The sequence below is a fragment of the Bacillus sp. LQ16 genome (assembly GCF_057784645.1).
Window position 1 is genome coordinate 4,361,565 of record NZ_CM173491.1, and the last position, 20,525, is coordinate 4,382,089.

25 protein-coding genes and 2 tRNA genes are annotated in these 20,525 nt (G+C 38.2%); 6 read left to right on the forward strand and 21 right to left on the reverse strand.

From position 1 onward, the window contains the following. Nucleotides 1–528: 528 nt before the first annotated feature. The 7 genes from AC3EMB_RS21980 to AC3EMB_RS22010 all read right to left on the reverse strand — a co-directional run bounded on the left by AC3EMB_RS21980 (nt 529) and on the right by AC3EMB_RS22010 (nt 4,486). Nucleotides 529–774, reverse strand: coding sequence for a hypothetical protein (locus AC3EMB_RS21980; protein WP_488517267.1), 246 nt, complete (start codon nt 772–774; stop codon nt 529–531). A gap of 33 nt (nt 775–807) precedes the next feature. Continuing rightward, nucleotides 808–1,035 (reverse strand): hypothetical protein, encoded by a 228-nt coding sequence (locus AC3EMB_RS21985; protein ID WP_488517268.1) that lies wholly within the window; start codon nt 1,033–1,035, stop codon nt 808–810. A gap of 64 nt (nt 1,036–1,099) precedes the next feature. Continuing rightward, nucleotides 1,100–1,894 carry a hypothetical protein gene (locus AC3EMB_RS21990; protein WP_488517269.1) on the reverse strand — a complete coding sequence of 265 codons (795 nt, stop codon included), beginning with the start codon at nt 1,892–1,894 and terminating at the stop codon, nt 1,100–1,102. Nucleotides 1,895–2,009: 115 nt separating this feature from the next. Beyond that, nucleotides 2,010–2,279: a helix-turn-helix domain-containing protein gene (locus AC3EMB_RS21995; protein ID WP_044584840.1), complete on the reverse strand. Its 270-nt coding sequence runs from the start codon at nt 2,277–2,279 to the stop codon at nt 2,010–2,012. A 203-nt stretch (nt 2,280–2,482) separates the two neighbouring features. Next, on the reverse strand, nt 2,483–3,427 hold the full coding sequence (locus AC3EMB_RS22000; RefSeq protein WP_488517270.1) for a phage antirepressor KilAC domain-containing protein: 945 nt from the start codon (nt 3,425–3,427) through the stop codon (nt 2,483–2,485). 19 nt (nt 3,428–3,446) lie between these two features. Further along, nucleotides 3,447–3,623: a hypothetical protein gene (locus AC3EMB_RS22005; protein WP_488517271.1), complete on the reverse strand. Its 177-nt coding sequence runs from the start codon at nt 3,621–3,623 to the stop codon at nt 3,447–3,449. A 230-nt stretch (nt 3,624–3,853) separates the two neighbouring features. Beyond that, a complete protein-coding gene (locus AC3EMB_RS22010; protein ID WP_044584843.1) occupies nt 3,854–4,486 on the reverse strand; it encodes a hypothetical protein in 633 nt (210 codons plus the stop codon). A gap of 623 nt (nt 4,487–5,109) precedes the next feature. Between AC3EMB_RS22010 and AC3EMB_RS22015 the strand changes: the two genes are divergently transcribed. The 6 genes from AC3EMB_RS22015 to AC3EMB_RS22040 all read left to right on the forward strand — a co-directional run bounded on the left by AC3EMB_RS22015 (nt 5,110) and on the right by AC3EMB_RS22040 (nt 9,245). Beyond that, a complete protein-coding gene (locus AC3EMB_RS22015; protein WP_488517272.1) occupies nt 5,110–5,304 on the forward strand; it encodes a hypothetical protein in 195 nt (64 codons plus the stop codon). A 635-nt stretch (nt 5,305–5,939) separates the two neighbouring features. After that, nucleotides 5,940–6,521 (forward strand): recombinase family protein, encoded by a 582-nt coding sequence (locus tag AC3EMB_RS22020; protein ID WP_000873666.1) that lies wholly within the window; start codon nt 5,940–5,942, stop codon nt 6,519–6,521. 492 nt (nt 6,522–7,013) lie between these two features. After that, nucleotides 7,014–7,490, forward strand: coding sequence for a hypothetical protein (locus AC3EMB_RS22025; protein ID WP_098070577.1), 477 nt, complete (start codon nt 7,014–7,016; stop codon nt 7,488–7,490). Next, nucleotides 7,459–7,896: a hypothetical protein gene (locus AC3EMB_RS22030; RefSeq protein WP_488517273.1), complete on the forward strand. Its 438-nt coding sequence runs from the start codon at nt 7,459–7,461 to the stop codon at nt 7,894–7,896. The genes AC3EMB_RS22025 and AC3EMB_RS22030 overlap by 32 nt, the downstream gene beginning before the upstream one ends. 206 nt (nt 7,897–8,102) lie before the next feature. Next, nucleotides 8,103–8,348, forward strand: a complete 246-nt coding sequence (locus AC3EMB_RS22035) for a hypothetical protein (RefSeq protein ID WP_488517274.1) — start codon at nt 8,103–8,105, stop codon at nt 8,346–8,348. Between the two features lie 684 nt (nt 8,349–9,032). Next, a complete protein-coding gene (locus AC3EMB_RS22040; RefSeq protein WP_000472089.1) occupies nt 9,033–9,245 on the forward strand; it encodes a helix-turn-helix transcriptional regulator in 213 nt (70 codons plus the stop codon). 805 nt (nt 9,246–10,050) lie between these two features. Here the strand turns inward: AC3EMB_RS22040 and AC3EMB_RS22045 are convergent. The 14 genes from AC3EMB_RS22045 to AC3EMB_RS22110 all read right to left on the reverse strand — a co-directional run bounded on the left by AC3EMB_RS22045 (nt 10,051) and on the right by AC3EMB_RS22110 (nt 20,441). Then, the gene (locus tag AC3EMB_RS22045; protein ID WP_000382612.1) at nt 10,051–10,632 is read right to left on the reverse strand and encodes a hypothetical protein; all 582 of its coding nucleotides are present in this window, start codon (nt 10,630–10,632) and stop codon (nt 10,051–10,053) included. Nucleotides 10,633–10,695: 63 nt separating this feature from the next. Beyond that, on the reverse strand, nt 10,696–11,559 hold the full coding sequence (locus AC3EMB_RS22050; protein ID WP_173601233.1) for a hypothetical protein: 864 nt from the start codon (nt 11,557–11,559) through the stop codon (nt 10,696–10,698). 157 nt (nt 11,560–11,716) lie between these two features. Then, entirely contained in the window at nt 11,717–11,905 is a 189-nt protein-coding gene (locus tag AC3EMB_RS22055) for a hypothetical protein (RefSeq protein WP_001244915.1), read from the reverse strand. 29 nt (nt 11,906–11,934) lie between these two features. Beyond that, nucleotides 11,935–12,135, reverse strand: a complete 201-nt coding sequence (locus AC3EMB_RS22060) for a hypothetical protein (RefSeq protein WP_488517275.1) — start codon at nt 12,133–12,135, stop codon at nt 11,935–11,937. Beyond that, a complete protein-coding gene (locus AC3EMB_RS22065; protein ID WP_488517784.1) occupies nt 12,132–12,815 on the reverse strand; it encodes a hypothetical protein in 684 nt (227 codons plus the stop codon). The genes AC3EMB_RS22060 and AC3EMB_RS22065 overlap by 4 nt, the downstream gene beginning before the upstream one ends. A gap of 671 nt (nt 12,816–13,486) precedes the next feature. Beyond that, a complete protein-coding gene (locus AC3EMB_RS22070) occupies nt 13,487–14,485 on the reverse strand; it encodes a tyrosine-type recombinase/integrase (protein ID WP_098405580.1) in 999 nt (332 codons plus the stop codon). 111 nt (nt 14,486–14,596) lie between these two features. Then, nucleotides 14,597–14,670: transfer RNA gene (locus AC3EMB_RS22075), tRNA-Arg, on the reverse strand. Between the two features lies 1 nt (nt 14,671). Continuing rightward, a tRNA-Gly gene (locus tag AC3EMB_RS22080) sits at nt 14,672–14,745 on the reverse strand. Between the two features lie 108 nt (nt 14,746–14,853). Beyond that, the gene (locus AC3EMB_RS22085) at nt 14,854–15,357 is read right to left on the reverse strand and encodes a metallophosphoesterase (RefSeq protein WP_000645488.1); all 504 of its coding nucleotides are present in this window, start codon (nt 15,355–15,357) and stop codon (nt 14,854–14,856) included. A gap of 13 nt (nt 15,358–15,370) precedes the next feature. After that, nucleotides 15,371–15,979 carry an XTP/dITP diphosphatase gene (locus AC3EMB_RS22090; protein ID WP_000815949.1) on the reverse strand — a complete coding sequence of 203 codons (609 nt, stop codon included), beginning with the start codon at nt 15,977–15,979 and terminating at the stop codon, nt 15,371–15,373. Nucleotides 15,980–15,990: 11 nt separating this feature from the next. Then, nucleotides 15,991–16,728 carry a ribonuclease PH gene (gene rph, locus AC3EMB_RS22095; protein ID WP_366985805.1) on the reverse strand — a complete coding sequence of 246 codons (738 nt, stop codon included), beginning with the start codon at nt 16,726–16,728 and terminating at the stop codon, nt 15,991–15,993. A 131-nt stretch (nt 16,729–16,859) separates the two neighbouring features. Beyond that, the gene (gene gerM / locus AC3EMB_RS22100) at nt 16,860–17,909 is read right to left on the reverse strand and encodes a spore germination protein GerM (protein WP_001126743.1); all 1,050 of its coding nucleotides are present in this window, start codon (nt 17,907–17,909) and stop codon (nt 16,860–16,862) included. A gap of 183 nt (nt 17,910–18,092) precedes the next feature. Next, a complete protein-coding gene (gene racE / locus AC3EMB_RS22105) occupies nt 18,093–18,902 on the reverse strand; it encodes a glutamate racemase (RefSeq protein ID WP_016512279.1) in 810 nt (269 codons plus the stop codon). A 213-nt stretch (nt 18,903–19,115) separates the two neighbouring features. After that, nucleotides 19,116–20,441 carry an MFS transporter gene (locus tag AC3EMB_RS22110; protein ID WP_053563596.1) on the reverse strand — a complete coding sequence of 442 codons (1,326 nt, stop codon included), beginning with the start codon at nt 20,439–20,441 and terminating at the stop codon, nt 19,116–19,118. Nucleotides 20,442–20,525: the final 84 nt, after the last annotated feature.

Below are 20,525 nucleotides of genomic sequence, written 5' to 3' on the forward strand. Positions count from 1 at the left end.
AGGGCGCATAAATGGCGCTCTTTTCTTAATGTACTTCAATCCATAATAAATAATAATTATCATATATTGCGTTATATTTTACACTTCTTGCACATACATCAATTTGTAGACAAACAAAAAACCTTGTTATCAAAAGATAACAAGGTTTTTTTAGCGTCCCAGGAGAGATTCGAACTCCCGACCCGTCAATTACCTACGATATATAAACGATTCTTTCATCGCTTGCTGAACGTTCATTTGTGCGGTCAACTGACCGTTTTGTTAATTAATATTATACGCTATATAGTAGCCCTACGTCAACGTTAAAAGCACTCTTATTCTACCAATTCCTCTACGCGCGATTCTAACGCAATTAGACGTCCTAATACCCGAGAAGTGAAAGTTTTCGAGCCGTATGACCGAATCTCGGTATTGAAGTTTTTGAATATAGTGCATAAAAAAGAGCGAGGACACTTAGCCCCGCCCAATTCCGCATCTACTTTACTTTACTTTACTATCCGCTACTTCGCCATTATTCGCCTTGTTTCTTCATGCTGTCGCCACCTCTACCGCCATCTTCACCGCTCTATTTCGTCGCTTACTCTCTCGCACACGCCCAACCGCATTCAGTAATGCCATATCCGATAGCGTTGCACCTTCGTCCTCTCTTGTGATTCTATCCATTTCCGTGTGTGCCGATGGTACTAATTCGATTCCACTTCGTAATGCTTCGCCGATATCCCCGACAATGTCCGCATTATGTAGTATTAGCGTTGTTTTGTTTCTCTTCGTCATATTATCTCTCCCTTTCTTTTTCAGCGATTTTTTTTAATTCGTGAAACTTACTTCGTCGCTTGTGTAACCTCGTGTGCGCAATTCATACGCATCGACCCCAGCGTTGCCCTTTTTAACGATAGGAATCGCATCCCATGCGTTTTTCTTATGATTGAATATCATATTGAATGGGCGCTTTCCGTATTTCTTCTTCGCTTCCACCATCGCATCACTAAGGTACTTCGCTGGGTTCGTATCTTTCATCGTTTTAACCTTTTCCATTTCGATTACCTCCGATATATTTATAATTTACGAGATATGCGAGGGCACGAAGCCCCCGTTCCTCTTACTCTCTGAATAAGTCGTGACCGAATCGTTGATGATTCTTAATCTTTTCCTCTACTAATTCAACCGTTTCCGCATGGTCTTCGAAATACTTCGTAGGATTATTTACGTATCGACCTGCAACGTGTCCGATATTATCTGTGATAAACGATTGCGTTTGACCTACTGCGAATGGAACTTCTCGCATTTGACTAATATCGTTTAGTTGCGCCTTGATGCCGTCGAAATCGTCGACCTGTGATGCCTGTGTTAGTTTCTTAGACATCGTTAGTAGTTGCGGGCGGATATATGTTAGATTCTGACTCTTGCCGACCATTTCCGCCAGTTGCCCAGTTAGATATCCTTGCAATTCTAACGCCGTCTTTCCGTTCTTGCTCGCTAGATTTACCATTTTCTCTAGGTATTTCATTGATAGGTTTTCGTTTGCTGATAGTAACAACTTCGTTTTTAGGTCATTGATTTCCGCATCATACAAAATACGGTCGCCTTCTTCTAGGTCTTCGAATTGCGGTGTTAACTTCGCTCGTACTTGCTTTTCAGCTTCGTCTAGTAACGCATTATACTTCTCACGGCGTTCTTTCATTTCAGCCATTAGCGCATATTCAGCGACTTTTTTCACTCGTATTTTCTTCGCTCCCTGACCTTGGGGCGTTAGATTCATATCTGAACCTACTTTTCCTAATGTTTCGTATAGTCCGCCCTGACCTTTTACCATTTCGACTACGAAACTAGGTACAGTACTTTTGATTTCTATTGCTTCTCGGATTAACTCATTGATTGATTTAGTGTTTGTCATATTAATACATCCCCTTAATTAGTTTAGTTTGGTTTATACCTTTAATGAATCGAATGCCTTTTTGCACCATTTTATGAAATGGCTGCGGGCGATCCGTTTTGTTCTTGTTGGCATTTTAACTCTCACGCTTCTTCGCCTGAATGCGTTTCTGAATATCTTCCGCCACCTCTAGTAACGGCATATTATGAATGAGTGTCGATTGTATAACCTGTAGGTTTTTCGTACCTACTAACGACTCAATTCGCTGAATACTTTCTCGTTTCGGCTGTACGTGTCCTCGCTCCCACTTGTTGACCGTTAATTCCGCTACGCCGATAAGCCTTGCGAATTCATGTTGTGGCAACCCCATGAGTTGCCGAAGTGCTTTGATGTCTTTTGCTCCCATTTCCTGTACCTCCTGGCATTGTTAATCATATACTGAGTTTTTGTGTTTCCCATACTTAGCGGATAAATAAAAGGGAGGAGACGGACTGTAAGGGAAGCCCGCCATATGTAATCATCTATCGTATCCGCTCGTAATCTCCTACGTTATATATCGGGGGCTGACGGTATATAATTTGCATACTACCAGTACGGTAATTGAAATTATTACGCAATCATCTCCTTCGCTTGCATCTTCTTATAGAATTCAGCGATTTCCATGCGCCCCTTCGTCGTAATGTACGTGTTAGTGAACGGAACTCCTGACCACTTTGCCACTCTCGTTTGTATACTGAACCAACCCATATCCCTGTACTTTCCGATTGGTCGATATACGTCACCTCTCGACTTATGACCCAGTACGCCATGTTCTTGTAGGAATTTGCGCAATGCTTGTGCAGACATTCCATCGATTCCCACTGCGACATCACCAAACGAATATACTTCGTCGGATTCAATGAATTCCGTCACCTTTTCGCCTAGTGAATCTCTTTCTTCCTTGACTTCGTTCAGCTTCGCTTCGACTTCCGCAATATGGCGGTTTTTGTATTCGATGATTTTCGCATTAACTAGGGCAACGCCTTGTACGTCACCGCTCATAAGTGCGCCAGCTAATTCCATTTGTAACTCTAGTTCGTTATTGATTTCGGCTACTTTGACATCTTCGCCCGCCTTCTCTTCGATGTTTAGCAACTGGGTGCGGACTTCCTTCGCAACCTCGCTATGTTTCAGTAGCATTCCGATTCGTAGAATTGAACGTCTATTAAACATATTGCATCCACGATACGAAACCCCCATTTTATGTAACGGTTCATTTTGGACTGTTACTAATTCTCGGATTTGTGGGAATGTCATATATTGCATTCCGTCACTCACTAATTCTTCACGGTATCTTTTTACAATCGTGTTTATTGCTTCGTATGGTACTTCATAGAATTCCGCAACCTGTCTACTCAACGCAAATTCCGTGTTAGGAAGTAGTAATAATCCTTTGACCTTTTCTAGTACGCCGATACGTCCCGCCAATTCGTCACGTTGCGCCTTTGATTCGATTAATTCGTCAATTCTTCCCGCTACTGCTCCCTTATTCATTACTAGTTCTAATTCCTTCATTTCTCATTCTCTCCCTTAGTTAGTTTAGTCGCTTTATAAGCGCTTGCTCATCGTCTTCTAACGTTTTCCCGCCATTCCATTCGATAATTATCGGAACTTTTTTCGGCTTTCTATGCAAAGAATGCTCCGCTTGTTGTCTAAGGATTGTCTTCGGCTTCCCTTTCGGTTCATTTGTCTTCGCATCGACCTTCACCACGTTATTACCTTCGATGATAGTCACACCCTCGCTCGAATTCTCGGCGGTGCTTCTTGTCTTCCTACGCCGTCGACGACGACCCTTACGTGCTTTCATTTCCGCTTTCTTCGACTCGGATAAATCAAGATAGCGATACTCTGACTTCGGAATATCTATGTATCCGTAGCACATTGCGCATCATCCTTTCTTTAATAGTAGTTTTATATTTTCGCTCACGGATCGCCCTTGAATTATTCCCACTTGCTTTCTTTTTTCTTTTCTTCTCGCCTTTTAAAATCACGTTCACGCTTTTCTGTAATCATTGCGTGATTCTTTATTAACCGCTTTAGCGCTTGCGGGTAGCGTGTAAATAGTTCTTCGGGCGGTAATGGTGTGAGCGGTCTATATTCGTTACTACTTCCGATACTTGTGCGCCTTACTTCGATTAGTCCCACGTCTTTTAACGCTTTTAGCGTTCCTACTACGTTACGTATGCTCTTTCCCGACTGTAAGGCGAGAACATATTGAGATGGGTACGACTTACCTTCGCTCGCATTATAGAAATCTATGATTAATTGATACATAAGTATTGCCGAGTCCTTTACGCCGTAATCCACCATATACGAGTAATAACGCAAATAGTGGGGCATCTTGACGAATGTACGTGGGTGCTTTCCCCTCTCGTCGAATTCGTGGGCGTTTTCCGTCGTCTTTTTCGGTGCGTCCTTCGACTTATCAAAGACGTGTTGCCCTAGCCCTTGCTTTTTGTATCGCTTCGTGATTTCGCTCGCTGGCTCTTCTAGTTGTTCCTTTGTGAATTGAATTTCTTCGCTGATATCTTCGATAGTGTCGCCATTGATTAACTTAGTTATGATTGACTTCATGTTGATTCCTCCCGTTACAATTGGTATTTTATGTATTCCTATATTTGCGTATGGGATTACACTTATTTGCGTATGGGATTACGTGAAATTCGTTTGAATTCAGTCGTAAATTTACCCATATTTGCACGGATACAAGATTTATCTATTAACGATATTTATACGAATGAGATTATATATATAACGAGAGTTATATATCTGTCTTACTTCGTAAGAGCGTAGCTAAAGCTAACGCAATAATAGTAATAACGTAAGTACTTTATTAAAAAGATCGCCACGCATTACTAGTAGAATAGAAAGGGGGCTGGGCGCTAGGGAAGATCGCCCGACCAGTGTTTGTAATTGACGCCGTAGTGGGGTGCGTCGTTTTACAATTACATAGGGGCATCACACCCACGAAAAAGGTTAATTCGATATAATCTTTTTTCTATTCACTTATATAAACGCTGTCCCTACGTATCTATTGACGTACTCATATACGTCCATAAGGGCGGACTACATTGCGATTTAGTGGGCATCGTGACGGAATGGCAAGGGCTTCACTAGATGATTGCGTTTAACCCCTCGGTTCAAAAATGGTGTGCGCTATTTGTAGGGGCTTGCTTCAGGGGTATCAAGGGGGTGGCTTGGAGGGTAGCGAGTTTTCGAGTGATGGGCGAGTGTTTGGTCACGTCGTCCTTATCGTTCGTCAGCGAGTCAAAGAAGTGCTTCAAAGACTTCGCAAAAGTTTTGAGACTCAAAAAGAAACGAATTCGAATCACAAAAGCAAACGCAAAGAAGTTCGAAACTTAATTCGAATCGCAATCACAATCGAAACTTAATTCGAAGAAGAAAGAGAGACGAAATCATTTACGAATTCGATTCGAATTACAATCGCAAAGACAATCGAAGAAGAAGACAACGAAGAAGAAAGCAATCAAAATAACTTCGCAATCTTTTCATTATTATTTTGAATTGAATCGCAAAGACAATCGAATCAATCACGCACAACGTTCATATGCTCATCGTGAGCACGGCAAGCCACGGCATGATGTAGTTATACGCTGTACTATATAGTACGTGTACGTAGCCTATTGCGTTAAAGGCGTCAGTCAAGCCGAATAAGAGCCGTTAGCTACTTCGAATTTTTATATTGATTGAACGTGTACGAGCGATCATGTGAGCGCCGTGGTATTGTGGTGTGGTACGTCGGGTATGCGAGGATAGGCATACGCCTGTTGGTAATATAGTGCGGGCTGTTGGTGATGTGGTGTCAGCGCTTGGTAATACGAAACACATAGCGGGGTATTCGAGTATGTAATAAGGGCTTGGTCAATAGATGCAATGTCATATGTCATTATACTTATGTCATAACTCTCGAGATTTGACATAGATTTTAAAGTGTAGTAATATAGCATCATCTTGTTGTGTCATAACTTTATGTCAAAAATAGTGACGCAGAAAGGACGGATTAATTATGAAATATGGATACGCTCGTGTCTCAACGGTAACTCAAGATTTAGAATCACAATTACAAACGTTAAAAGCAGAAGGGTGCGCGGTCATTTATTCGGAAAAGTTCACGGGAACGACGACAGACCGCCCCGAACTATCGAAAGTACTCGCAATATTAAGCGAAGGAGATACACTGACAGTAACAAAGCTAGATCGCCTTGCACGTAATACAAAGGAAGGTATCGAGATAATTGAAGCGCTATTCAAGAGAGGTATAAGGGTTCACGTTCTCAACGTAGGACTACTAGAAGATACGACAATGGGGCGTTTCTTTTTACAAACGTTATTAGCAGTCGCAGAAATGGAGCGTAACCTAATCTTAGAAAGAACGCAGGAAGGTAAAATAGTAGCTAGACAGAATCCAAATTACAAGGAAGGTCGCCCGAAGTCGCATTCAGATAAAAAACTAGTCGAAGCTATGCGTATGAAAGAGAAAATGGGCTACTCATTCCGCCAGCTATCGGAAGCAACGGGTATTAGCATGAGTACGCTACAACGATTCGCTAGAAAGCAACGTGACCAGCAAGAAGCATCGGCAGAATAGGTCGGTGTCTTTTTATTATGCGCTGATTTCTCCCCCCCCCTGAGTTCCGAAGTCGGCGCTCTTCCTACCCTTTCAGCAGATATATAAGCAAAATTCAATCGTTAACCTACCGTAATTCATGCACATATACCTTCGGATAATTCCCGAATCGCAAACAAATGCAAACAAATGCACGCTCATTTATATGCGTCTGACGCTCACTCTCGCAAGGGTTTCGATTACTTACCGTTAAATTATCACATAGTTTACATTCTGATTCACCACGCTACATTTGACTACACTTATACGATTCATATTGAGGCCAAATCAATGGATAATCCTACGTTTCACTACAGATAAATTCATTTCACTACATTCGGATACAAATAATCAATTTCACTTGGAAAAAGCAAGCATATGCAGTTATTATAATACTAAGAAAAAATGTATAATAATCTTAAATGAGGAAAGCCAGTGAACTATTAAACTTATAATTAAAGGAGGTGAAATGAATTGAAGCAGTTCTTAACTTTTATTTTCACTATACTACCTGCGTTTGCTGGAGTTCTAGGCTTCATTAATCCTTCATGGAGCATTACTACAAAGTTGCTCTTAACATTCATATTCTCCACTGTTTATTTACTGGGAATAATAATATATTTGCACATAAAACTAACTAAAGTTCAAAAAAGTTCAACTTCTGTAAATACTGAACTCACTCAACTAAAAGACGAAAAAAGGGATTCCGATGAGTCAATTGATAAGTATAATAATTTTGTACATAAAAGAAAGTTATTTATACATCATGACTTACCCGAGTTAGGTGTATTAATCACTGAATTTGATGCGTATGTAAAAAATACATACAGAGGGCAGCAACATCAAGAAGTAAGAACTATTGCAACACAAGTAAAAAGCAAAACAAACGAGATAATAAATAAGGAAAAGAGGGATTTTGATGAACAGTTATATAACATTCAAAGTGATTAAGATTATTGATGAATATAGCCTTGTAATAAATAGTGGGCTAAGAGATGGTATTTCAATAGGAGATAGTATTGAAATATTTTTGGAAGGAGATGAAATAGTTGACCCATTTAATGAAGGTAAGGTGCTCGGGACACTCGACTTCATTAAAGATACACTAGAGGTAACTGAAGTGTATTCAGAATTTGCAGTTTGCAAAAAAATAGAAACTAAAGACGTACATGTCCCTTCCCCTCTTCAGAAGGCACTTTCTCATAGTATGTCTGGACTTAGCGGAATTACAGGAACTACAGAAACAAGGACAACAGTAAAAAAAATTAAGATAGATGAAAATGAGATTACAGGGAGAAGAAAAGGCGATAGAGTTATACGAATTGGTGATATAGCCCGAATCGCTCTTAGTAATTAAGTATTGATACAACACTATTAATTAAGATTAATACCGAGGGCGTTGTGTACAGCGCTCCCTCTTTTTAATAGACGCACTATACCTCTACTCTACCACTTGCAAACCAATGTCTTTCCACTTCTATATTAAAACTTTAACAATTACTCATGCCCTTTTGCATATAAAATCGGCGATCATATCCGAAACAGGCAACGCTACAAGTACGTATGTTATTACGTGATAGCAAATATGTTCATATACAACAGTTAAATATCGATAAGAAGACGAAGACAGACGTTAATACTGCGGATATTAACGAAGAATTAACGCTACAGGCTAACATGGATAAGACATTATATCATGCGCTATATTATCAGCTAGTGTACAGTCGATTAGTGTACGATATCCCAACGATTAACATACGTATTTGCAGTGCTTATCATATAAAAAATTATACATATACGAAGTCATAAAAAAGACGCTAATGTGGTTAGCCCATTCGCCGTTTCACCGAAAATATTACACGAGTTTACATTAATATTAACATTCGATTTATACAGTATGAAATATAAATAAACAGAGGTACGAAACAAATGCGGGAAAGGTGGAAAATAGTAAATAGACTAATCAACCTAGCACCCTTTTATCAGTTATTTAGTAGTCTTTTAAGAGAAATAGATTTTTGCTACTTGCGTTTTTAATCAACTTAAGGAAAAAGCATACGAATCAATTGCCTCATATCAACTATATTGTATAATAAGGTTATAAGGAAATGGAGGTGAAAGCATGAATTTGTGGATAGTCTTAGGTGCTGTAATAGTAGCCTTGAGTCAGTTATCATCACTAAGTGAAAACAGTGTAGATACATATACTACAAGGTTAAAGAGAAAAGAGTCGCTCCCACCAAGAAGACGACTCCAAGTAACCACAGGGAGAGAGAAGCCTCTCCTATACCTAAGGTTATAACACATTCATACTAATTATGAAAAAATTCATCTGGACAAATGTCCCTGTTGCTATATTTTTAATTTTTGTTTTAACAACCCTTGATTATAACAATCTAGATACGGGGAGCTATACCTACATTATTTTTACTGGAATAGCTGTATTTTTAATGTTGGTTAATATAATTATCCTGTATATAAAGGAGAAGAAGAATGTTTAAATTTGAAACAAAAGAACAACTAACAAAATTTATACAAGATGAAATTTTAAATTCATCGGAAGCATTAGATATTCTCGGGTGTTCTAGACAGTATTTAAACAAATTGGTAAAAGAGGGGAAAATAACACCGATTAAAGAGACAACTCGCGATAAATTATTTTATAAACAAGATATTTTGACAAGAAAAGAAAAAATGAGAAAGTAAAAAGCAGTTTGTGCACACCGCCTAATTATTGGTAATTTATAGAAAGAATGGCGAGATACATTACTAAACAATAAAACAAAAAACGAAGTGGGCGCAAATTAATGCGTACCGCTTCGCTTAGAAGTGTTAGGAAATTATTATACAGTTTCGCATACCTCAAAGCATAGTAGTTCATGATTACTTTAGGCTTGTTCCTATTAGTTTCAAAATAAAGATTTAGTTTTTTGTATAGAAAATAACTTTTGGAATCTATAACCAAGTTGGGTTATAATACGAATATACGAAAAAAGCCCGTCGTATTGGTAGTACGACAAGCTTCGTAAGGTGGTGAATACATACATGGATGCTATCACCGTTACTGCGGTTTGTTCCTTACTCATGGTCGTTATGGGAATGATTAACATGAGCAAAGGAAAGAAGTAATATTTTTATCTAAAGTCTTTCAGTGTTGGTAGCACTTGAGAGACTTTTTTCTTTATATAGTATTCCTTAAATGCCAGTAAATATTCTGCATATTATAAAACGCTCTGGCTTTTGTATACATTTAAGCGTCTGCTTTTTACGTTTGCGTTTGCAATACTTTTGCTTTAGCCTCTGCTTTTACAATGCACTGCCAATGCATCCATATTCCTATTATAACGTTGCTCTAAGCAACATTTCAATACAAAACGCTCAATTAACAACAACTTAACAACAACTTAACAACAACTGGCGTTGCACATGCGCAATACTCTCGCTACACATATACCGACGCAAATGCCTTTGCCTTTGCTATTATGCGTTCTTTTGCGTCGGCTACGTTATTTTATTTCTGAATCTCCATTTCCTTTATTTCGTCTTGGTATTTTTCGCTTTTTTCATAATCAGAATTTCCAGTACCATACTTCTTTATGAAGTCTTTGAAATTCAATATTTCTCTTAGTGTTTTTCTATCCATTGGAGCAACAACTTCTTGCTCATCGAATCCTCTAGTTCTCAAAGAAGAAATATCAATTGCCTTATCAGAAGAAATCACTATAACAAATCCTCTGCGTCCATTTTCACCAAAATAATTTGAACCAATAACATCTACACTTTTTGTAAATGATACCCAATGATTATCAAAACGAATACGCTCAACATTATTCTCATCTAGCCAGTTATTATAATTATACGCATACTCCTCGTTTTGATTTTCTCCCCGATCATCATAATCATCATAATCTGGCTCATCATTCCCACCATTATGAACCCTGAATAGCAAAGTATTTGATTTAACAATTTCTAAATTACCTTTATTATTTTGTAAATCTATAAACTTTTCACTCCACATTTCATCAGAGGAAACCAAATTTTTTCTTCCCCTAATGCTCATATGATGATTAGTCCATTTTGAAATTACGTCCATTATACATCCCCCTTTTATTCCGCCAGTCACAAAAAATCAGTTCCCACCGCCCGTTGTAATGTGCTATTGTTGTGCATTCTCTTGCGCTTCCTTCTCTTCTATTTCTTTTAATTCATCTTGCCAAGTAGCACCAATACCACCGCTAGGCGTATTCCAACGTTTTTCTTGACGTAAGATTCTCGCCTTATCCTCTTCAGTCATTTCATCTTGGTATTTTTTCGCTTCCTTACGTTGCTGTTCTTCATATTCTCTTTCCTGTTGCTCTAGATGTCTTCGGTGTGCCTCTTCATCAATAATCTTATCGCAGTCATGCTCTGGTTCCTTCGTTTCATCGTGCCCATGTCCGCAGTAATCGTTCGGAATTTTAGTACTAGATTTCGTAGCAGGTTTAGAATTACGGTCACCATTACCAGTTGAACTATTTTCATTAACTTGAGTATTTCTAAGACCATCTTGCTCTTTCTTCGTTACACTACCATCAGGATTAAACGTTATAGTCATCGTGCCTTCTCCACCACGCCCTAAATATCCGTAGATAGAGAACGACTTATATTTCTCGATGAATCTAGGCGTTCCCGCTATCTCCTTGACTTTATTCGCAGACATTCCGACCTTGATGCCGTCATACTGTTCTAGTGATACGGTTGGCGCGTCGTTATTTGCATCTTTATAATATGGACGTCTGTCGTTAATCTCCGCATCTTCCTTCGTGAATTCCTCCACTTGTTGCGGTTTCTCATCCTTCGTAGGTTCATCTTCAATCCTCTCGACCTTAGACGGATTGGATGTTTCCTCTTCTCCTTGCGCAGTTTCAACAGATTCTTGTTTCTTATATGGCTCATAATCCGCTTTTTCTTTCGTAGAGCAAGCACTAAAGATTGACATTGTCGCCACACCTAATAAAACTACTTTCTTCAATGGCTTCATAGTAATTCCCCCGTGTATTTTAATGCATATCAATCAACCTATGTTAATTTGTTATATATTAATAGCATATTTCAAAAAGGACACTCAAATTCCCATACGTAACATACTTCGATATTACCCTTTATGTATTCACCACAATCTTTATTAAATCAATTCATCAGGCGTCTCCTTCTCCTTTCCTCCTGCGTATAAAATCGCCAACCATCTCAGTAACACATGCCAAACCTACCGATAATCCAAATACAACACCGAATGCTGCTACATATAGGTTTCCGAATGCCTTCGCTGCGCACATAAATAAAAATGCGAATATAATTAAATATCTCTCTTTACGCTTGTTCCTCATAGCATAATTCCTCCATCTTTTCCAAATCTTTATATGTCCTCTTCTTCTTTCTTCTTCCGCATAAAGCCCCCTATTCTCGCAGTAATAACCGATGCGACTACAGCCATCGCAAACAATACTGCTACCCCACCTATAATGACGTTTCCGATTATCTTTGTAACAACCAGCAATACAAATGCAACTATTAACAGATTCACCCTTGTATTTTTCTCTTTCTTTCTATCCTTCACGCCCTATCTTCCTTTCTAATATTTCTTTTTCGGATTCTCTGCTTAAATCCTCTCACCGTACTTCTAGCGGAATCAAATGATTGCCCCGTCTTTTTCGATAATACTCTAGAGATTTCGGCTTCTGTAACCCTATTGTAATTCTCTGCCGTATGTATCATAGTATCTAGTACAATAAAATCTATTTTCTTCTTGCATATGTTTTCATATAGCTTTGCGCAAGTATCTCGGGTAGTCATTATATTGCAGATCGCTTTCTCTTCCGCATTTTCTGCACAAACCTCTAGCGTTTCAAGTACGTTTATATCACTTATAAGTGTTAGTACCGTTCTTCTTTTTCCTCTTTCTCCGCAATATTTACGTAAAGCCTGATAAATAAAACACTTAACCCTCTTATCGAAATCGCCCTTATTTATATCAAACGTTCTAGTCGCATATCTTATTCTACGGAAACAATCGTCTATAAAGTGTACTTCGTTATTCATCTTATGCCAGTTATCGTTGGCTAGGCGCTCTATTAACGGTATGTAGTGCGCTTCAATTTTTTCTACATACTTATTATCGCATATTCCAGTGTAATAATCTTCCACTTCTTCTTTAGCTAGTATCGCTATTCTATTTAATGTTTCTTTTATGTCTTCGCCTTTATTTGCGTATCGTCTTATAGTAAGTCTGCTTTCCATACGTAAGTCTTCCACCTCGTATAGCACCTGTACCCTCCGATATTCACCTCACTTCCGCTAGTGGCGTTCAATATCGAATTTATGCTATTGACGAATGGTGACGCATCGACTAGCAGAGGTGAGGAAGTTGTAGGAAGCTGGGCGCAGTTTGAACCCCTATTTCGCAGAGATAAAAATAATCGTCAATGCGAATAGAGGTAAGGCGTTAACAACTAGCGTCGGCTCGTTGTGTGAGGTTTTCAGTAACGCATTCCCCGTCCTTGTGCTTTCACACATATCGACTTTCTACACTACAAAACGTCCCGTAGTGCGTAAATCTTTCGATACACCCTGTTACCGTAGTAACAACGTATTTCCACCCTTGCCGTACAATGCCCGCAATCAGCTAGACCTATACGACGCACGGGGAATGATATGCGTTGGTTTGTATAGCGCTAGTGGATGCAGTGGTCTAGCTACCCTTTTACGTTTTTAAGTTATCGACTTGGTACGGCTTCCACGTCGTGACTTACCGCATCAGTACCTAAAAAAGACATTACTAAAGACGCCTTGCAATTTCCGAATTTTTTCGATAAAATGCAAAGTAGATGGTCGAACTGATACGGCTTGTCCGTTATTTAGTTTGATTTGTGTATGTTTTGAGTCTCCGATTGCCGTCGGGGACTTTTTATTTACAAGAAATTTCGTAGACTTTCCGCCACTTCATTTTTATCTAAATGCAGATAACGCGTTGTAACGGATATATCACTATGCCCTAGCGCCTTTGATATCAGCGCGACATTTGCGCCTTTCTTTAAGAGATTCTTCGCAAAACCTCTACGTATGGCGTGCGGATTAATATTTTTAAGCCCGTATTCCTTCGCATGTTTAGTCATTCGTTTTGATATAATGTTATTCGTCGGACTAGTTAAAACACTTCCACCGCTCTTCGTAATAAAGAGATAATCATTTTTTACGTTATATTCTCTTCGAATAATTTCGTTTTGTTTCATAAGAACGCTTATTAACCGCGCCAGAACATCATCAAACGGTAGATATATCGATTCATGATTCTTAATAATTCCACCATCGACATTTAATACTTTTGCATCTAAATCGACGTGCTTATGTTCTAGTTGCGCCAATGTGCCGACACGTATTCCCGTCTGATACATAAGTAAGATAGCGGTAGCATCTCGTAAATCTAAGAATCGTGTTAAATCGAGTACCGATAACAAGATATTAATTTCACGGTCTGTCGCACCTTCTTTAACAGGTGTATCCACCTTTATCTTCACATTGCGCCAAAAGTTAATATCAATCCACCCGTTATCATGACAACGTCCTAGAAATGCCTTTAGACACTTCAAACGGGTTAATTTCGTTTGATTACTAACATTCATAGACGACAACCACTCGTAAATATGATTAACGTTCAACTCTTCTATATAGTGCGTGTCTGTTATTTTCGCAAAATGACTAACGTGTATGTAATAATCGTTTATCGTGCGCTCACGTAAGCCTGTCGCTTTCATTTGACGCACAATTATCTCGAGCGCTTTGTCGATTGTTAAATTGAACGTATAACAATTTTCTGCGGTCTCTTTCTTTCGCTGATCGCTTTTCAATCTATCGCCAAAAACATTCGATAAATCCTCACTAATCGTTAAAGAATCACGTCTTTTAGACATAAAAAAATAAGCCCCCTAACTCGTTAGCGACCGCACATTGTACGATTCAACTTACGAATTAGAGAGCTTATATATTGCGGACTTTGACGTCACCGCAAAAGGTTTTGTTAGCGTCCCAGGAGAGATTCGAACTCCCGACCGTACGCTTAGAAGGCGTATGCTCTATCCGGCTGAGCTACTGGGACATGGAGCGGGTGAAGAGAATCGAACTCTCGACCAGAGCTTGGAAGGCTCTTGTTTTACCACTAAACTACACCCGCATATGTTATTTTCTTTTCTTCGTTAGCGCCGTTGCCCTATCGACAATATTTATTATATGTATAACCACACATAAAGTCAACACCTTTTTTAAAAGAGGATAAATTTTCTTATCCTCTTTTAAAAACTGCTTGTTCAACTAGTTGTCCGTCTAACGTTTCAAAACGAACTTCCATTTGATTTTCATCCATTTCTAATAAAGCAAATGTCTTTTCTACACGCTGACGTGGTAATAAAATACTGCCTGGATTAATAAATAAAACGCCCTCGATTAATTCCGCACCTAATACGTGAGAATGTCCGAAGCATGCAACTTGCGCTCCCACTTCTTCAGCATGGTACGCTAGCGTTTGTAATGTCATTTTCACATTATGGCGATGTCCATGCACTACTAAGAAGCGAATTCCATCTACATCAGTTACAATTTCATCTTGAAAGTTAGCATAATCACAGTTTCCTTTTACAACATGGAAACCTTGCAGTTCTTCATGAGCAGGCGTTAGCTCTGAATCACCGCAATGAATCATGATATCTACTTTCCCTTCATATTTCTCTTTCAACTGCTGTAATTCCTTCACAGAGCTATGACTATCGCTTACGATTAAAGCTTTCATCATTCTCTCTCCCTTATTCTCCTAAAAACCATTCCGGGATTTTTTCTTCTAACTTACGAAGAGCACGGCCACGATGGCTAATAGCATTTTTTTCATCTGAACTTAATTCCGCCATTGCTTTTTTGTATTCTTCCACATAAAAAATCGGATCGTATCCAAAGCCATTTTCTCCGCGGCGTTGTTCTAAGATAAACCCTTCACATGTCCCATTTACAATGACAGGCTTTTTATCACCTTCAGGGAAAGCAACTGCTAATGCACAATAGAAACGAGCTTTACGCTTTTCAAAGTCAACGCCATTTAATTCTTGTAACACTTTATCGATATTTGCTTGGTCATTTTTCGGTTCACCAGCAAAACGCGCTGAATACACTCCTGGTTTTCCATTTAAAGCATCTACAATAAGACCCGAATCATCCGCAATTACGATAGAATTCAACTGTCTACTCAAACTATCCGCTTTTAAGATTGCATTTTCTTCAAATGTTTCACCAGTTTCTTCGACTTCTTCAATATGAGGAAAATCGTGTAATGATTTCACTTCTAAATCAAATCGCTCAAATAACTCAGCAAACTCACGTACTTTTCCCATATTTTTTGTCGCTACAACAACTTGTTTCATACTTTCCACCTCTACTCTATATGAGATACGATGTCACCTAAAGCTTCTTTTTGTATATCAATCAGTTGGAAAACGCCTTTTTCCGCAGCATCAAGTAGTTCATTTAACTGCGCTCTACTAAACGTCGCTTCTTCTCCAGTTCCTTGCACTTCAACAAATTGGCCTTTTCCAGTCATAATTACGTTCATATCAACGTCTGCTTTAGAATCTTCTGCATAGTTTAAATCTAAAACAACACCTTGCTCTTCAACAATTCCTACTGACGTTGCTGCTAAATAATCTTTTACTGGAATTTTAGATACTTTTTCTGCTTGTAATAATTTCTCGAAAGCTAATACCATCGCTACATATGCACCTGTAATAGACGCTGTTCTCGTTCCACCATCTGCTTGGATAACATCACAGTCAATCCAAACTGTTCTCTCGCCAAGCGCTTCTAAATCAACTACCGCACGTAATGCTCGTCCAATTAGACGTTGAATTTCCATTGTACGTCCTGTTACTTTCCCTTTACTTGACTCCCTAATTGTACGTTGTTCTGTCGCACGTGGAATCATCGCATATTCAGCTGTTACCCAGCCCTTTCCTTCTCCACGCATAAACGGCGGGACACGCTCTTCAATTGTCGCTGAGCAAATCACCTTTGTATCCCCAACTTCAATTAATACAGATCCCTCTGGATGTTTTAAATAATTCGTATGAATATGTATATGGCGTAATTCTGTTTTCTCTCTACCATCTACTCGCATAAAAATAACCTCCTCTTAATTACTACTCGTTAGTATAGCCAAATTTAAATGTATGATATGTATACAATAAAAGAAGGAGAACCCAAAAAGCAATTCTCCTTTCTTACTTAAGTATATCAAATTATTCAAGATTAAAAACTACCTGTATTCACGTTTTCTGGACGATCTACAGGTTTTATTAACTTTCCTCCCTTTTCATCTATAAGATTTGCTTTTCCATTCACTTCAATAGAAATATTTTTCACACCTTTCTTTTCTGTTAAAGATAAAACTAACGACTTCAATACGTAATTTGAGATCATATTTTTATCTGGGTTTACAAATATATTTTCATTAAAGTTTAATGTAAGATTTCCGTCTTGTAATTTCGGATTCGTAATAAGCTTAACGCCTGGATTAAAATCATTCAGGAGCGATTGATGGATCGGACCTTTTACAAGTTCATCTATAATTGCTGCATAGTCATTTTCTTTACCTTCCGCAACGCGGCGTGTGACTGGTACGTAGTATTGCTGTTTATTATTATTTTGCGCCATAAAATACAGTGTGACTGGTTTTGTATTTGTTACATCTGCTACTTGTTCATCATCGAAGTTAATACCATTTGCACGGCTCACTCCTTCACCAAGCGGTGTACCAGCAACCGGCATCTTCGCCAATTTCTCACCATTTATTTGGAACTGCACTTGTTTTATCTCTGTAAATTGCGTCAACGTCCACGCTATAGATTCAATGATTTGACGCTCTTCTTCTTTCGCATAGTTTTTCATTTCTTTAGAGAAATCAATAACTGCCGTCCCGTCCTTTTTCAAATCTAAAGTCATCGTTGTATTCGCCGGAATGACTGCACGAAACCCATTCGGTAATAAATTCGTTACCGGTCCATCTTTCACAAGGTATTCTAACGTTTGCTTCACAGTCTCATTTGCTTTCGGAGTAGGTATAGCTAACGTTTGTGGTACAACATAACCATTTTTATCAACAAGGTATAGTTCTCTATTTACCATTTGCCCTTGCTTATCTTTTTTAGCTACTTCTTTCTTCCCACCCTCTGTATACGTAACTTGTTTTGGCGGATCAATTTGTTCAGTTGCTTTCTCCTGATTTATAAAGCCACACCCTGTTAGTAAAACAGCGCTCACAGTAGCACCAACAACCCATTTAAAAGTGGATTTAGGCATGCCATTCCCCCCTAAAATCTAAGTTTGTACTATTATGTATACGAGCCGTTTCACATTTTAGAACAAGCTGTGCCTCTTATAAAGTGAAACTTTAATCAGTGGAGGGTCTAACTGCCCAGCAAATAGCAAGATAAAACAAAAAACTCCTGATTTCTCAGGAGCTCACTTATATGAATTCTACTATTATTCTTTTTCTAAATGAATATGCTTCACATTTTCAATCGGTTGACCGAACCATTTTGATGCAATTTCTTTAAACAAGCCTATTTTTCCTGTTGTTAAGAAGAGATGATCGCTTTGTTCTTCTCCTTCATTTAACATTTTACTATGATATAAGATTGTACTTACTTCACGTGCTGTTTCATCACCAGAACTAATTAGTTGTACTTTATTTCCCATTACTTTTTTAATAACAGGTCCTAAAATCGGATAGTGTGTACACCCTAATATAAGTGTATCAATATCGGTACTTTTCAGTGGTTGCAGCGTTTCTCTTACAACTTCATACGCCATTTCACTTTCGAAATTCCCACTCTCTACAAGTTCAACGAAAGGTGGACAAGCTAAACTTTCTACCATAACACGGTTATTAATAGACTTTAACGCCTCTTCGTATGCACCACTTTTCACCGTTCCAATCGTTCCAATAATCCCAACGTGATACGTGTTTGTCACTTTTAAAGCTGTACGTGATCCTGGGTGAATAACTCCTACTACTGGAATTGGTAATTGTTTTTGCATCTCTTCTAATACAACTGCAGTTGCTGTATTACACGCAATAACTAACATTTTAATATTTAAATCTAGTAAATGCTCCGTCATTTCCCACGTAAATTGACGTACTTCTTCTCGAGAACGTGGACCATAAGGACAACGTGCTGTATCTCCTAAATATATGATACGCTCTTTCGGCAACTGACGAATTAATTCCTTCGCTACTGTTAAACCGCCAACTCCTGAATCGATAACACCGATTGCTCTATTCAACTTCATCACCCGTTTTCTCATTCATCATCTTTTATGTTTATCATTATATTTTACACACTTTAAGTTCGCTCACTTCAAATGCTTCTGTATGAAAATTTTCATTTGCCCATGTATAGACTAGGACCTTTTTTATTTTGCTCCTTTTTTTCATAATTTGCAAGATAGAAAAATAACCGACCTTCTATAAGAAAGTCGGTTTCTTCTATATAAAGTGCATATTCATTGATCCATCTTTTTTTGAAAAGAAGACATTCCCATTAATAAGACGAAATGAACAGAAATTAAAATGACGATCAAAATAAAATTCAATCGATAACTATTTGTAGATTCCATAATTTTGCTTGCTACAGCTGGTCCGAATGCCATACCGAAAAAGTTAATTAAATTATATAAACCAAGGCCGACTCCAACTTTAGCTGGATTTAATGTTTTCGGAATAAATGTGTTTAATGATACTTGAATTGCCGAATAACTCATAAATGTTAAAATAACCGCAAATAAAATAAAGAGTAAGTTCCCGTCTGGAATAATCCCTAAAATTAAAAAGCCAATGATCATAACTACAGACGCTACATACATCATCCTCACATTCCCAAACGCAGGAATAATCTTTCCGGTAATAAAACTAGATACAATACCAAAGAGAGATGCAAGAAACAATACAATTCCAATAACGAACGGAGACAATCCGTGCCCTCTTCCTAACAGTAATGGTAATAATAATAAACTAGCACATAACGCCACATTAATGATAAATCCGACCGCTATTAAACGCAGGAATGGTTTATTTGTAAACAACTCAATATCAATAAACGGCGACTCTGCTCTCTTCATATGAGCCTTGAATAAAAATAGGAAAGCAACAGATAACACAAAAAGCCAACTATTAATATTCACTCCTAATAAAACGGTCGTAATCAATACAAATAATAAAAATGCTCCAATGAAATCAAAGTGGAACACTTCATCGGTATGTTGCACCTCTTCTGGCATAAATTTTACGAGCAAGAAAATACCAACCATTGAAATAACCATAAATAAAAATAAATACGGCCACCCTAACGTATTTGTAATTGCCCCACCAACTAAAGGTCCAATACCAACCGCTAATGCAATAGAAGAACTAATCATTGCTAACGCACCCGGTTTTTTAGCTGGAGCAACTAATTTAGCCACCGCAATCATACTAAGCGCAATAAACGCTGCTCCTCCGCTCGCCTGCACTAACCTTGCGAAAATGATAATCTCATAAGATTGATTCACAAACCCAACAATAGAACCAGCTACAAATATGATAATAGAAATAATTAATAGCCTTTTTACACTGTAACGATCAGCCAGTTTTCCATATATCATCGAACCGATACCGACGACTAAAGAATACCCTACTACAACCCAACTTACTTTCGATTGACTAATTGATAAATCATTAGCAATATCCTCTAGCGCTACATTAAATAACACAGCGTTCATCGGCCCTAACAAAACAATAAAACATAATGTAAAAACAAACCATTTCGAATGGTTACTTATATCTTTCCCCATGTGTAACACTCTCCTGATTGCAATTTTAAAACTGTCAAACTATAGATAAAAAAATGAAGTTATTTAAATGTTGTATCACCACTA